This window comes from Streptomyces thermovulgaris, from assembly GCF_002155915.1.
Classification (GTDB): Bacteria; Actinomycetota; Actinomycetes; order Streptomycetales; family Streptomycetaceae; genus Streptomyces; species Streptomyces thermovulgaris.
Genome location: NZ_MUME01000181.1, coordinates 1 through 14,473, shown reverse-complemented (window position 1 = coordinate 14,473; position 14,473 = coordinate 1). Strand labels below are relative to the sequence as shown.

Here is a 14,473-nt window from a genome sequence, read left to right as displayed (position 1 = left end):
GCGGGCGGACACGGGCCGGACCGGATGGACCGGACGGGCCGGAGGCGGACGCGGTCCGCGGTCCCGCCCGGCGGGTGATCAGATGCGAGGAGGCCGGGCCTCGTACGGGGTCGACAGGACCACCGTCGTACGGGTGGAGACGCCCGCCAGCGTGCGGACCCGTGCCAGGAGCTCCTCCAGCTCGTGCGGGGTGGCCACACGGACCTTGAGGATGTAGTTCTCGTCGCCGGCGACGCTGTGGCAGGCCTCGATCTCCGGGACGCAGGCCAGGCGGTCGGCGATGTCGTCGGGGGCGCTGGGGTCGAAGGGTTTGACCGAGATGAAGGCGGTCAGGGGCAGCCCCACGGCCTCGGGGTCGACGACCGCGGCGTATCCGCGGATGACGCCGCGCTGCTCCAGCCGCCGCACCCGCTGGTGCACGGCCGACGTGGACAGGCCCGTGGCCTTGCCCAGGTCGGTGTAGCTCATCCGCCCGTCCTTGACGAGCAGCTGCACGATCTGTCGGTCCAGCTCCTCCATGGCGCTAGAACCTACCGGGCGCCCGTTCCCCCGGACAGCTCAGCGCCCCGGTTCATGCACCCGTTCGTGAGGCCGCAAAGGTCCCTGCGACGGGCACCTGCGGGTGGCATGTGACGAACGCCACACACCCTGGAGGCTCTCCGTGATGTTCTCGTGATTACCGCCGGGACCGGACGGGAAGTGCTTGCTGTGGTCGAGGCCGCAGCGCCTTCACGGCCCAGTTCTAGGGGGAGAATCCCATGCAGAGTGTCAAGCGCCCTGGTCGTTCCATGTCCAAGCGGCGACAGCCGGCGCCCGGGATCCCGCCCCAGTGGCGGGAGTCCGACGCCGACGACGCCCTGGACGGCGAGGAGCCCGATCCCTACGACACCTTCGAGATGTACCGGGTGATCTGCCCGGAGTGCGCGCAGCCCATCGCCCTGCTCGCGGACGAGGAGGTTCTGCCGGAGCACGCGCTGTGCGCCTCCCCGTGGAACCCGTTCGGGCTCACGGTCTGCTCCGGTACCGGCCGCCGGGCGTCCGACGCCCGCCCCGCGGACGAGTCCTTCGCGCCCCAGGAGCAGGACACCGCCCTGCTGCTGACGCTTCCTCAGGGGTTCGACTGGCGCACCCAGCCCTTCTCGCACGTCGGCGGCCCGGGCTCGCGCCCGATGCGCGTCCCGCCGATGCGCCGTCACGCCGCCTGAGCGGCACCGCCCCGTTCCCGCGGACCCCGCTTCCGCGCCCCGTCCCGGCCCGCGTCACGGTGCGGGCCCACCGCGGGGCTCCGGCCGCCGGGCCTCCGTGGCGCCGGGTCCGTGTGCGGGCCCGGGGCGTCGTGGCCCGGGCCCGCCCGCACCGCCGCCGGCCCCGGACGCCCGCGAACCCGCTCCCGATTCCGCACAGGAGTGACCTGTCCGCCGGCAGTGCGTTGATACGGGTATGACCACCACCCAGACGGCAGTAGCGCATCGGCGCCGTGTGTTCGTGCCGCCGCCGCCCGTGGAGTCGCTCCCGCCCGCTTCCGCGCAGGCCCAGGACCCGCCGATCTACCGCGAGCTGGTGCGTGCCTGGGCCGACCGGGGCCGTACCCTCCCGGGACGCCACGACCCGGAGTGGGCACGGCTGGTGGCGCCCCCGGCCGGCCTCGGGCTGTTCAGCGGGTCTCGGGCCCCACGACGTGACGGGCGATGACCATCCGCTGGATCTGGTTGGTGCCCTCGACGATCTGCAGGACCTTGGCCTCGCGCATGTAGCGCTCGACCGGGAAGTCCGCGGTGTAGCCGTACCCGCCGAGCACCTGGACGGCGTCGGTGGTCACCTTCATCGCCGTGTCCGTGCAGAACAGCTTGGCCATGGCCGCCTGCCGTGCGAACGGCAGGCCGGCGTCCCGCAGCCGCGCCGCCGCCAGGTACATCGTGCGGCCCGCCTCGATCTGCGTCGCCATGTCGGCGAGCATGAAGCGCAGTCCCTGGAAGTCCGCTATCGGCCGTCCGAACTGCTTCCGCTCGGTGGCGTAGGCGACCGCCTCGTTCAGGGCCGCCTGGGCGAGCCCGATGGCGCAGGCCGCGATGCCGAGCCGGCCCGAGTCGAGCGCGGACAGGGCGATGGAGAAGCCCTGCCCCTCCTCCCCCAGACGCCGGCTGTCGGGGACCCTTACTCCGTCCAGGTGAATCTGGGCGGTGGGCGACCCCTTCAGGCCCATCTTCTTCTCCGGGGGCGCGGCGGTCAGGCCCTCGGCGTCACCGGGCACCAGGAAGGCCGTGATGCCGCGCGGGCCCTCCCCTCCGGTGCGGGCCATGACCGTGTAGAAGTCGGCGATCCCGCCGTGGGTGATCCAGGCCTTGGTCCCGGTGATCACCCAGTCGTCGCCGTCCCGGACCGCCCTGGTGCGCAGCGAGGCCGCGTCGGAGCCGGAGGCGGGCTCGGAGAGGGCGTACGCGCCGAGCAGACCGCCGCCGAGCATGGCGGGCAGATGCTCGACCTGCTGTTCCTTGGTGCCGTAGGTGGCGAGCCCGTACGAGGCGAGGGTGTGCACGCTCAGGCCCAGGCCGACGGTGAGACGGGCCGCGGCCAGCTCCTCGATCACCTGGAGGTACACCTCGTAGGGCTGGTCGCCGCCGCCGTACTCGGAGTCGTAGGGCAGGCCGAGCAGTCCCGAGCGGGACAGCAGGGTGAAGATCTCGCGCGGGAAGTGTCCCGCTTCCTCCTCCTCGGCCGCCTTGGGGGCGATCTCGTTCTGTGCGATGTCACGGACGAGCGAGATCAGGTCCCGGGCCTCGTCCGTGGGCAGTTGCCGGTCCACCGGCTGCAGGGCGCGGTCGGGCATGGCGACGCTCTCCTCCCTTATCGGGCACATCGGCGGATGTGCCCTTGGGTGAGGCCACTCCGCCGGGTCTTTCTCGGGCTCAGCCACAAGGCCGGTGTCCGGGTCACGGAAGCTGCTGACCTGCGGCTGTGCGCTGTGAGTATGCCCGATCGCAAAGATCCCGTCACCGGTTAACGATTGCTCACTTCAAGAAATCTTCCGGAGACGCATCCGGTCCGCGCCGCCGGCGGGCCGGGCGGCGAGCCCGCCCAGGGGCCGGGCAGGGGCGAGGGCGCGGGGCAGGGGGAAGGCCCCGGTCGCCCGGGGCCTCGTATTCCTCGTGTGCGCGGTATTCATGTGCGCGGTCCTCCTCGTACGCGCGGGTGCGTGTGCCGGGTCCGCGTCCCGCGGCACGGTCCCGGCGGCGCCCCGCCCCGGCCGCGCGGCCGGGGCGGGCCGTGGTGTCGCCGTCACCACGGCAGGCCGGGCGTTTCCGGCCGTCGTCCCGGGTCCCTCACGGGTGCCGGGCGCTTCCTGGTGGAGGCACTTCCTGGTGGAGGCGTAGCCCCGTCCGGGTGCCCGGGCGGGCCGGCGGCGAAAGGACGCCCGGTGTCTCAGGTCGGGCTCTGTGCGCGCTCCGGTGCGTCCTGGACGAGGGCTTCGGTGCGGGCCGTGGACGATGCCGGCTTCTTCATCCAGCGCAGGGCCAGGACACCGAGTCCCAGGTGCAGCAGGGCGGCGGCGATCGCGGCCGCGTGCAGGCCGGTGACGAAGGCCGACTTGGCCGTCTCGACGACGGAGGATGCCAGGTCGGGCAGCTGGAGCGTCTCGGGGAGCGTGGGTGCCAGGCCGGGTCCCTGGAGCCGGAAGATCAGGGCGGCCAGCGAGCCGAGGAGCGCGATGCCCAGGGCGTTGCCGATCTCGTTGCTGGTCTCGGCGATCGCTCCTGCCGAGCCCGCCCGCTCCGGGGGGACGGCGCCGACCGCGGTGTCGGCGACCACGGCGAAGGAGATGCCGTAGCCGACGCCCGCGACCATCGTCGAGGCGATGTACCAGCCGACACCGGCGGTGATCGTGACCGGCAGCAGCAGCACCAGACCCGCGGCGATGGAGAAGTGGCAGATGATCAGCGCGGTCCGCTTGCCGATGCGGTCGACCACCATCGGGGTGACGATGCAGGTGACGGTCAGCACCACGGCTCCCGGCAGCGCCAGAAGCGCGGCCTTGAGCACCGGCAGCGAGAGGACGGACTGAAGGTAGACGCCCGACAGGTAGGCGGTCGCCGACCACGCGGCCAGCGGCAGAAGACCGGTGATGATGGCGACGCTGAAGACGCGGTCCCGGAACAGCGAGAAGTCCATCAGCGGATGCTCCAGACCCCGCTGGCGCAGCGCGAACCACGTCAGCAGCACCGCGCCCACCAGCACCGCGACGACGGGGACGGCCGAGATGCCTTCGGCGGCGGCGTGCTTGAGACCGTAGATCACGCACAGCAGGCCGGCCGCGGAGGTCACGACGCTGAGCGCGTCCACACGCCCCGGCCGTGTCGCGCGCACCTCACGCAGCAGGATCGGCGCGAAGAGCAGGAACAGGGCGATGACGGGAAGGTTGACCAGGAAGACCGATCCCCACCAGAACTGCTCCAGCAGCAGGCCGCCGACGATCGGGCCGATGGCGAACCCCGCGGCGAACCCCGCGGCGAAGATGCCGATGGCCTGCGCGCGCCGGCGCGGGTCTTCGAACAGTTCACTGAGCACGGCCAGGGCCGAGGGCAGGAGGGTCGACCCCGCCACACCCATGAGCGCACGGGCGGCGATGAGGAACTCCGGGGTGGGGGCGAAGGCGGCCGCCGCGGATCCGATGCCGAAGACCGTGGCACCGATCATGAGCAGTTTCAGCCGGCCGTAGCGGTCGCCGATGCTGCCGAACGCGATGAGCAGGGATCCGACGGCGAACCCGTAGATGTCCAGGATCCACAGTGCCTGGTCCGCGGTCGGGGTGAGGGCCTTGCTGATCCGGGGCATCGCCAGGAACAGGATCGACCCGTCCATGGCGACCAGGAGCACGGGCCCGAGGATCACCAGCAGGCCGAGCCAGGCCCGTCGGCCCGGCGGGTTGTTCGTGAGCTGTTCAGACATGCCGCCCACGCTCCGGCACGGCCGGCGCAGCAGCCATCCCCTTGTGATGGGTATACCCAGCAGGTGTACCCACCGGGGCGCTCGGTCGGCCTACCCTCGCAAGGGTGGAGAGCCTCGGAACCTTTCTGAAGAGCCGTCGCGACCGGGTCAAGCCCGCCGAGATCGGGCTGCGCACCTATGGAACCCGCAGAGTTCCGGGCCTGCGGCGCGAGGAACTCGCCCAGCTCGCCGGAGTCAGTGCGGGCTACTACACGCGCCTGGAGCAGGGCCAGGTGGAGACCGCCTCCGAGCAGGTCCTCAACGCCCTCGCCCGTGTGCTGCAACTCGACGAGATCGAACGTGTCCACCTGCACAACCTCGCCCGCCAGCCCTCCAGCCCCGGTCTTTCCGAGCCGCCCCGGGAGGAGCCCCACCCACGGGTCCTGACGCTTCTGGAGTCCCTCGACGAGGCGACCCCGGCGATCGTGCTGGGCCGGCGCGGGGACGTGCTCGCCTGGAACCGCACGGGCCACGCCCTCATCGCAGAACACGTCGACTTCCACGCCCCGCAGGACCCGGAGCGCCGCCCCTCCGTCCCCCGGATGTTCTTCCTCGACCCGCTCACCCGCGACCTGTACCGCAACTGGGACGAGCTCGCCCGCATCCACGTCGCCTACCTCCGGCTCACCGCGGGCCGCTTCCCCACCGACGCGCGCCTGGCGGGACTGATCGGAGAACTCACCATGCGCAGCGACGACTTCGCCACGATGTGGGCGGCCAGGGAAGTCGCCGACTGCACCGTCGGAACCATGCACCTGCAGCACCCGACGGTCGGCGCCACCAGCGTCACCTACCAGGTCTGGCTCCAGCCCGACAGCCCCGACCACCGCCTGGAGGTCTACACCCCCAACGACCCCAGCTCCGCCGACGCCCTGCGCATCCTGACCCATCAGAGCCGCCCGGACACCAGGAAGACACAGCAGCTCGAGAACTGCCACACCCTCGAGCCCATGGATCCCTGACCGCACGGGCGCGGCGGGAATCGGCGGGCCCTTCGACGCGGGGTCAGGCCGGCGTCCCGTCCGCCACGGGGGCGCCGGCGTCCGCCGCCGGGCCGAGCAGCCGTTCCCCGCGGCACGGGGAGAGGTCCAGCTCGGCGAGGACGCCGGGACGGGCGACGGCCGGCAGGATCAACCGGTAGAGCCGGGAGATCTCCTCGGACAGGTCGCGGTTCTCCGGCAGCACCTCCGTCACCAGCTGCACTCCGGTCCAGGCGCCCACGGCCAGCCGGGCGATCTCCGCGGGGACGGCGTGCGGCAGCAGCTCGCCCCGCTTCCCGGCTTCGACGAGCAGGTCCTCGCCCACATCGATCCAGTCCGGCCAGCGTGTGCCGAACAGGCTGCGTGCCTTGGGATCGACGGACAGCTGGACCGCGGCGCGCAGCATCGGCTCCCGGGGCAGCCGGTGGGCGAGCAGAAGACCGAGGTCGACCCATTCCTGGAGTTTGTGCTTCTGGGGCCGGACGCCCTCGCGGGTCACCGCCCTCGCGAGCACACCGCGCGCCATCGCCTCCTTGGTCGGGAAGTGGAAGTACAGGGCTCCGCGGGTCAGTCCCGTGCGTTCGAGGAGGGCCGCGATGGTGGCGGCCTCGTAGCCGACCTCGACGAACAGACTCGCCATCGCCTCGAGGATGGATTCACGCGTGCGGATCGCACGCTCCTGCCGCGCCACTCGCTCTCCCCGTACGTCGTCGCCCCCGCCGGACCGCGGAGATGCCGCTCTTCTCGCGAGCATGACATTTTCGCAGGCTCGGCACCGTACCAAGTCCCGCCGGAGCGGGGGGCGGAGCCGGGAGGCGGGGGGGACTGCCCGGCTCCGCGTCCCCGGACCGTGGACGTCACTGGTTGACGAAACCGCCGTCCACGGGCACAACGGCCCCTGTCAGAAAGGGGCACCGGTCGCTCAGCAGCCAGGCGGCAGCGGCGGCGACCTCCTCCGGATCGGCCGTACGCCCTTGCGGGGTCATCGAGTTGACCTTCTGTTCCAGGCCGGGATTGCGCCGGAACCAGTCCTCGGTGATCTCGCTGCGCGTGGTGCCCGGGGCCACCGCGTTGACCCGGATGCCCTGCTGGGCGTATTCGTCGGCCGCGGCCCTGGTCAGGCCGATCACCGCATGCTTGGCCGCGATGTACGGGGCGGCGGCGGGTATCGCCACCAGCCCGGCGACACTGCTGTTGTTGACGACGGCGCCGCCGCCGTGCCGCAGCATGGCGGCGATCTCGGGACGCATGCAGTTCCAGACGCCGCGGACGTTGACGTCCATGACGGTGTCGTAGACGTCGTCGGACATGAGGTGCATCGGGGTGCGGTCACCGCCGATGCCGGCGTTGTTGAACGCCCCGTCCAGCCGTCCGTACTCGGACTCGGCGAACCGCACGGCGCGCGCCGCGTCGTCCGCGTCCGTGACGTCGCAGGCCACATGGGCCGCCTCGGCGCCCTTCGCCCGTAACTCCCCGGTGAGTTCCGCCAGACGTTCCACCCGGCGCGCGGCGAGCACCACCGTCGCGCCCTCCTGGCTGAACACCCTGGCCGCGGCGGCCCCTATCCCGCTGCTCGCTCCGGTGATCAGGACGACCTTGCCGGCAAGAAGGTCACTGTTCATGCCGTGTGCCTGCCCCGGGGGCCGCCAGAGCCTTCAGGTCCCTTCCGTACTTCACGACGAGTTCACGTGTGAGACTCGGAATGTCCTCATACCCGTCGACCGCGCCGGACCGGACGGCCGCGCGGAACCGCTCGGAGGGGAGGGGGGAGCCGGCCACGGGCTCCTCGGGCTCCTTGAAGGCGTGCAGGATGGGCAGCGCGGCGTACTGCCGCTGCTGCTCGGGCAGGGCGCGCATCGCCGTCTCGAACCGCGCGTACCAGTCGGCGTGGTCGTCGACCCGCTCGATGCGGTGGCCCGCCGCCGCCAGCCAGTCGACGACGGTGTCCAGGGACACCCCGTCGTCGTTCGGGTTCACCAGGCTGTAGGTCCTGTACCCGGCGGGGGTGCCGCCGCCTCCGCCCAGTCCCGCCACGGCCGCGGCGGTGAAGTCCACGGGCAGTCCGTCGTAGTGGGCCCGTGCCCCGTCGCCGCGGTAGAAGCTGCGCGGGGCGATGCCGGTGGCGAGGACGCTGAAGAGCAGACGGCTGAACATGTCGGGGACGTTCAGCTGTCCGCCGTAGGTGCTGTGGGCGAGGATCATGTTGGAGCGGAAGGTGGTGACCGGCAGTCCGCACAGGTCGTGCGCCTCTCGCAGCAGCACTTCGCCGGCCCACTTGCTGGTCGCGTACCCTCCGGCGTAGCCGCCGTCCACGGGCCGTACCGGCATCGCCGTGCGGATGTCGGAGTCCTCGTCCAGGGCCGGCCGATCCGGGTCGGCGGTGGCGACCGCGACGCTGGACATGAAGGTGAACGGCTTGATCCGGCGGATCAGGGCGAGCCGGATCAGTTCGGCGGTGCCGACGACGTTGGCGTCGAACAGGTGCGGGTAGGGCAGCACGTGGTTCACCAGCGCACCGGCGTGCACGATCAGGTCGACCTCGTCCGCCAGCCGGTTCCAGGTCCCCTCGTCGAGGCCGAGGCGCGGCTCGGCCATGTCGCCGGCCACCACCTCCAGACGGTCCGCGGCCAGTTCCTCGTACCTGCGCACCAGCTCCGGGTCGCCGCTGTCGAAGGCCGCGTCCAGTCGCCGGCGGGCCGCGGCGGCGTCCTTGCCGCGGACCACGGCGATCAGCCGGCCTCCCGCCGGGGCCAGCCGTTCCAGCCACTCCAGGGCGAGGAAACGGCCGAGGTAGCCGCTGGCTCCGGTGAGCAGCACGGTCCGCGGCTCCCCCTCGGTCCGGGGCAGCGCCGGGGCCTCGTCGAGCGTGCGTGCGTCGATGAACCTGTCCAGGGCGAGGTCCTTGGCGTGCACCTCGACGGCCCCCTCGCCGTGCACCGAGGCGAAGGTCGGCCGCTGCGGGGCGTCCCCGCGCCGGGTCTCGATGTAGCCGGCCACGTGCCGGAGGTCGTAGGCGGGGCTGACGAGCACGTCGACCGGGACGCGCACCCCGAAGGTGTCCCGCAGCAGGTCGGAGAACTGCACCGCCGACAGGGAGTCGCCGCCCAGGTCCCGGAACCGGGCCTCCGGCGTCACCTCGGCCGCCGAGCCGGCCAGCAGGGCCCGCGCGGCCCGCTGCACCGTCTCCAGTACGGGCTGGTCGGCGCCCGCGCGGCGGATGTCCGCCAGCTCCTCCGTCTCCCGGGCGGCAGTTTCGGCGTAGAGCTGTTCAAGACGCCTGCCGTAACGTTCCACCAGCTTGGGCCACAGCAGTTTGCGATGGTCCGAGAGCAGGCCGTTCGCCTGGCTGAACGGTTCGGTCTCGATCAGGAAGTCCCGCGGGATCTCGTAGGAGTTGAGCCCGACCTCCTTGGCGAGGGCCTGGAAGGACTGGCTCAGCCGCCGTTTCAGCTCCCGTTCGTCCCCCGCGGTCTCGCGCAGCGCGTCGGGCGTGGGGACGACCACCGCGAGCAGGTACGACCGCTCGCTGTTGCCGTACACGAAGATCTGCCGCACCAGCGGGCTCGCCGCGAAGACCGCCTCCAGCCGGGACGTGGCCACGAACTCGCCCTGGGAGAGCTTCAGTACGTTCTTGCGGCGGTCCACGATCGCGATCCGGTCGGGCTCGAGCTCCGCCACGATGTCGCCGGTCCGGTAGTAGCCGTCCTCGTCGAACAGCTCCGCCGTCAGTTCCGGCTGCTTGTAGTAGCCGGGGACGATGGCGTCGGTCTTGAGCAGGAGTTCGCCGCGCGGATGGGGGGAGTCGGTGCCGAAGTAGCCGAGTTCCGGCACGTCGACCAGCTTGTAGTCGACCACGGGCGGGCGCAGCAGCACACCGTCGACGGACACGCCTCCCGCCTCGGTGGAGCCGTAGACGTTGTGCAGTTCCAGGCCCAGCAAGGACTCGATGAACGCGGTCAGTTCGGCGGACAGCGGGGCGGAGCTGTTGCTGGCCCAGGTGACCCGGCCGCCGAGGACGTTGTTCCGGATGTCCTGCCGCACCTCCTCCTCGGCCGTCTCCCGGGGGGTGCCGGCGGCGACGCGCCGGTCGACCTCGCTGCGGAAGCGCTGGAAGAGCATCTCGCTCACACGGGGCACCAGCGACAGCTCGGTGGGCCGTGCCAGCGCGATGTCCTCGAAGAACGTCGACAGATCGCTGCTGGCGGTGAAGTAGCTGGTGCCGCCGCGGACCATGGTGGCCTTCAGCGAGGAGTGGCCGGCGACATGGCTCATCGGCATGTAGTGGAAGGTGACCGCGTAGTTCTCGTCGAACAGCTTGGCCCAGGACCCGCCCCACATGGCGCGGGCCAGCCGCTCGGTGTACATGGCGCCCTTGGGCGTGCCGGTGCTGCCGGAGGTGTAGATCAGCATCGCCAACGGGTCCTCGTCGTCGGCGGGCGTGAACAGGGGTGCGGGGGGCAGCGCGGAGCCTCGTTCGACGATGTCCGTCAGGGTGTCCACGACGATGCCGGGGCGGATACCGGCCAACCGCTCGCGCGCCGCGGCCAGCGCCTCCCGGTGGTCGTCGACCTCGGGGTGGTGGTCGAAGACCACCAGCCGCCGCACCGAGTCGCTGCCGCGTATCAGGTCGACCGCCGCCTCCAGGCGTTCGGTGCTGGCGGCCACAGTGAACGGCTCGGTCTCGGCGATGATCGCCCGTAACTGATCGGGCGCCGCGCTGGTCTGCAACGGCACCGTCACGGCCCCGAGATGGATGCACGCGAAGTCGAGCGTCGCATAGTCGCGGCTGGTGAAGCCGAGCAGTGCGACCCGTGCGCCGGCGTGCAGCGGCCGGTCCGGATGGTGGTGCCACTCGCTCGCCACCGCGCGGACGCGGTTCCACAGCTCGCGATAGCTGGTCGTCTCGTAGCGCGGCAGCAGCCGGATCGTGACCCGGCCCGTCTCGTCGCCCGGGACGAACTCCTTCGCGCGTTCACCGATGGCGGGCCGGTCCGCGTGGCGCTCCATGACGGATGCCATCACCTGCGCAAGTCGCATTCTGGGTCTCCGCGTCGCGTGTTTGGCCGAGTTCGGGGATGAGCCAGGCCACGGCGGGCAGCGCGGTGCGTCGGCGGCGACGCACCGCGGCACAGAGAGGCCGTGATACGAGGGAACGCCGCGCCGGGCCGGTTGTTTCACCGGATGCTAGGCACAGGTGTACAGAGCGCTTCGGAAAACAGTCGACGATCTGTCAGGTCCGGGCGGCGGGCCGTCGGCCAAGAGCGCGGCGGCATTTCTCCCGCAGGGCGGCGGAGCAGCGAAAACACCGGCGGCGACGGGCGCACCGTCGGGCGTCGCGGGCCCGGGCAAACGGCCGGACGTGCGGCGACCGCCGGGGTGATCGCGGCATGCGCGATATCGCGCCAGTGTCAGGAGCACCCCGACTGCCCGGTGGGGACGGTGTGGTAGGAGTGGATTCTGCCGAGGAACGCGCACCATCGCGTCCGCCGCCACGGCCGGACGCCCGCACCACCCGCGCCAGTTGTGCGCACCGGACGCTCCGCGTCCCTCAACTCGCTCCGCTTTCCGCCCTTTCCGTCTCCTCCTCTCTTCACCTCCCTCTTCCCTCCTCTCACTGGAGTGCGCATCGTCATGCAGGACCGTGCCGCGAGGACTCGTCGTCACCTGATCCGATCGGCCGCCGAGGTCTTCGACCGGGGTGGTTTCGCCGGATCCTCCATCGGGCAGATATGCGACCGCGCACGTGCCAGTCACGGCGCCTTGCACTTCCACTTCGGGAACAAGCAGGCACTGGGAAGGGCGGTCGAATCGACGGCGGCCGAGATTCTGCTGTGCATCACCGGACGGGTCCCGGACCAGCACCCCCAGCCGCTCCAGCTGCTCGTCGACACCTCGTACACACTCGCCGAGCACGTCGTGTGCGACCCGGTGCTCAGGGCGGGTTTCCGGCTGGCGCACGACGCGTCCTGGCACAGCGGGGTGAGCTTGTGGCAGCACTGGCAGGACTGGGTGCGGGGCCTGCTCGTGCTGGCCCGCCGGCAGGGCAGTCTGGCGCCGGGAGTCGACCTCGAGGACGCGGTCTTCGCCATCACGGCCATGATGGCGGGGCTGGAGAGCCTGGAGCGCGTTCCGGCACGTCCCTGTGGTGTCCCGCGGTCGGTGGCCCCGTTCTGGCGGCTGCTGCTGCCGCAGCTGACCGCGGAGGCGGTGCTCGGCTGGATCGACGCGGAGCGCAGTGCGTCCTCCGTGTCCTCCGCGTCCGCCGAACACCGCCGGAACGCCGGTGACCGGACGGCGGGTCAACGGCCGTACGAGTGCGGCGCCGCGCTGTCCGGCGAGCCGCTGTGCTGCTGTGCCGTACAGGCCCTACAGGGAGACGAGGGGTTCGGCCTCGTAGGCCCGGTGCAGCAGCTCCAGGAAGCCGGGTGCCTCGGGCAGGGGCACCGGGCCGATCCGGCGGACCGCGACACCCGGTGTCCATGAGTTCATGACGGCGGCGCCGGCCAGTTCCGGCAGATCGGCGAGTGTGATCTCACGGGTGTGCTGGGCGACACCGAGCCGGTCCAGCTGTCTGCGGACGACGCCCATGGTGACCCCGTCGAGCATGCCGGCCGACGGCCACACCACACCGGTGCCGTCCCAGAAGGCCAGGTTCCAGATGGACGCCTCGCTCAGCCGGCCGCGGCGGTCGGTGAACGCGACGTCGTCACAGCCCCGTTCGACCGCCTGGCGCAGGAAATAGGTCTTGGCCGGTTCGCCGGTGTGCTTCACCGACGGCAGGAACCGCTCGTGCTCGACGACGTCCAGCGTCAACGGTCCCGCGGGGCCGTGGGCCGGCGGGGAGGCGCGCACGAGGAGTTCCGGTTCCTCGTCGGGGCGGGCCACCGTGAACTCCCCCGACGGCAGGTAGGCGGTGGCCGTCAGCGACACGTCGGCCGCGGTTCCGTCCAGGGCGGCGCGCAGACATGTGAGCACCCGCTCGTCGGGCAGGGCTCGGCCGAACAGCTTCAGGGAGGCATGCCGCAGCCTGGCGAGGTGCAGATCGAGGCCGCGCACCCGGCCGCCCCGTACCTGCATCGCCGTGAAGTGGGCGTAGCCGGCGAAGGCAAGGGGGGCCAGGTCTGCCGCGTCCGCCTCGCGGCAGTTGCGCCTGGTGCTCATGAGTCGGGCTGTCGTTGTCACGCCGTGCCAAACGACCGAGCCCCGAAGCGGACACCCTGGCTCCTCCTGACCGGGCCTGCCGCCGAGGGGACGGCACGGCGGCAGGCCCGCTGCGCTGCCCGGCAGACCCGGTGCCCGGCAGGCGTCCGGCTGCCCGTCGCGCCGCCGAAGGCCCGGGGGCCGTCCGCCGGTTCGCACGGCGGCCGGCCCCGTCAGGGCGCCCGGCTCGTCAGCAGTGCGTGCGGAAGTCGACGCGGAAGACGGGCTCGTCCTCCTGCGTCCCGGTGACCCGGACCGAGCCCGGCTCCGGCAGCCGCTCGGCCTCGACGTGGCAGGGCCGGTCGAACTCCACGTACCGCAGGTACGTGGCCCGGACAACGGTGATCCGGGGCCGCTCCGGGCTGATCTCCCACGTACCGCAGGTACGTGGCCCGGACCCCGGCGGGACGGAAGGGCTCCGGAGCCAGCAGGGCACGTGCGGCCTGGTCGGCGGCCTCCAGCAGGGCCAGGCCCGGCACATGGTCGACGGGGTGGTCGAAGAGCAGATGGTTTCCGGGGTCGTTGCGCAGCAGCCATCGGCCGGGGCGATCCCCGGGGGACAGCATCACGTCCGTCGCGGACGGCCGGGACACCAGTCGGGCGTCGACGGGCTCCGGCACCGTCCAGGACGCCCAGTCGACATGCCGGCGCGCGCCCCGGAACCGGGCGTAGGCCCGCTCGGAGATCCAGGCGAACTCCGCCTCGGCGCGGGCCTTCTCGGTTCCGTCGAGCAGCACCTGGAAGGACATCCGCAGGGCGTTCGCCGTCCGCAGTCTGCCGCCGTTCTCCTCGACGACGATCCGCACGTCCAGCGCCGGACGGCGGTCACGCGGTACGCGCAGATCGGGCGAGAGGGCGAAGGACAGAGCACTCAGCATGGTCTGGTGCGTCAACGGCACGCCGCACTCGGCGTGCGCGACGACCAGCCCGGTCTGCCGGATGGTCTGGGCAAGGATCCGCGGGTCGTAGGGCAGGTCGCCGTGCACGGACGGCCACCTGACGGCGAGGGAGAACTCCCGGTCGGACAGCCGCTGCCAGCCGGTGACGAGTAAGTTCTCCTCGCGTCTGAGGTGCGTGTAGGCACCGAGGAGTGTCTGTGATGCCATGGACGGGCGAGGCACGAGGATGACGTCGGACAACGTTCCCCCCTGAGTCGCATCGGAACAAGCCGCTGTCGATGTGGCGTTGTTGTGTCGGAGCCATTCACTTGCGGTATGTGCTCATGCAGCGGACATGTCATGCGTAAAACGGTGCCGCCGATGTCCCGGAAGGCCACCCCCGTCGGCCCGACCAGCACCACCACCGGACCG

At 71.7% G+C, this 14,473-nt stretch carries 11 protein-coding genes; 3 read left to right on the top strand and 8 right to left on the bottom strand.

Features of this window, described 5'->3' with window-relative positions; all coding sequences use genetic code 11:
* Positions 1-78 precede the first annotated feature (78 nt).
* Positions 79-519: an Lrp/AsnC family transcriptional regulator gene (locus tag CCN35_RS15830; RefSeq protein ID WP_067398077.1), complete on the bottom strand. Its 441-nt coding sequence runs from the start codon at positions 517-519 to the stop codon at positions 79-81.
* A 239-nt stretch (positions 520-758) separates the two neighbouring features.
* Between CCN35_RS15830 and CCN35_RS15825 the strand changes: the two genes are divergently transcribed.
* Positions 759-1,205 (top strand): hypothetical protein, encoded by a 447-nt coding sequence (locus tag CCN35_RS15825; RefSeq protein WP_067398074.1) that lies wholly within the window; start codon positions 759-761, stop codon positions 1,203-1,205.
* 449 nt (positions 1,206-1,654) lie between these two features.
* Here CCN35_RS15825 and CCN35_RS15815 read toward each other — a convergent pair whose 3' ends face one another.
* The gene (locus tag CCN35_RS15815) at positions 1,655-2,827 is read right to left on the bottom strand and encodes an acyl-CoA dehydrogenase family protein (RefSeq protein ID WP_067398072.1); all 1,173 of its coding nucleotides are present in this window, start codon (positions 2,825-2,827) and stop codon (positions 1,655-1,657) included.
* A 593-nt stretch (positions 2,828-3,420) separates the two neighbouring features.
* Entirely contained in the window at positions 3,421-4,944 is a 1,524-nt protein-coding gene (locus CCN35_RS15810; RefSeq protein WP_067398070.1) for an MFS transporter, read from the bottom strand.
* Between the two features lie 104 nt (positions 4,945-5,048).
* Here CCN35_RS15810 and CCN35_RS15805 point away from each other — a divergent pair, with 104 nt between their 5' ends.
* The gene (locus CCN35_RS15805) at positions 5,049-5,945 is read left to right on the top strand and encodes a helix-turn-helix transcriptional regulator (protein WP_067398068.1); all 897 of its coding nucleotides are present in this window, start codon (positions 5,049-5,051) and stop codon (positions 5,943-5,945) included.
* A gap of 43 nt (positions 5,946-5,988) precedes the next feature.
* On the opposite strand, the gene CCN35_RS15800 is transcribed toward CCN35_RS15805, so the two are convergent.
* From CCN35_RS15800 to car, 3 genes are all read right to left on the bottom strand, one after another.
* Positions 5,989-6,654 (bottom strand): ScbR family autoregulator-binding transcription factor, encoded by a 666-nt coding sequence (locus CCN35_RS15800; protein WP_067398065.1) that lies wholly within the window; start codon positions 6,652-6,654, stop codon positions 5,989-5,991.
* Between the two features lie 166 nt (positions 6,655-6,820).
* On the bottom strand, positions 6,821-7,585 hold the full coding sequence (locus tag CCN35_RS15795; protein WP_067398063.1) for an SDR family NAD(P)-dependent oxidoreductase: 765 nt from the start codon (positions 7,583-7,585) through the stop codon (positions 6,821-6,823).
* The gene (gene car / locus CCN35_RS15790) at positions 7,575-11,093 is read right to left on the bottom strand and encodes a carboxylic acid reductase (RefSeq protein WP_281254802.1); all 3,519 of its coding nucleotides are present in this window, start codon (positions 11,091-11,093) and stop codon (positions 7,575-7,577) included. The genes CCN35_RS15795 and car overlap by 11 nt, the downstream gene beginning before the upstream one ends.
* A gap of 501 nt (positions 11,094-11,594) precedes the next feature.
* Between car and CCN35_RS15785 the strand changes: the two genes are divergently transcribed.
* Complete coding sequence (locus CCN35_RS15785) at positions 11,595-12,446, top strand: ScbR family autoregulator-binding transcription factor (protein WP_079129938.1); 852 nt, start codon at positions 11,595-11,597, stop codon at positions 12,444-12,446.
* Here the strand turns inward: CCN35_RS15785 and CCN35_RS15780 are convergent.
* Positions 12,330-13,124, bottom strand: a complete 795-nt coding sequence (locus CCN35_RS15780; protein ID WP_067398059.1) for an aminotransferase class IV family protein — start codon at positions 13,122-13,124, stop codon at positions 12,330-12,332. The genes CCN35_RS15785 and CCN35_RS15780 overlap by 117 nt on opposite strands.
* Positions 13,125-13,336: 212 nt before the next feature.
* A complete protein-coding gene (locus CCN35_RS15775; protein WP_143631562.1) occupies positions 13,337-14,269 on the bottom strand; it encodes a ScbA/BarX family gamma-butyrolactone biosynthesis protein in 933 nt (310 codons plus the stop codon).
* Positions 14,270-14,473 lie beyond the last annotated feature (204 nt).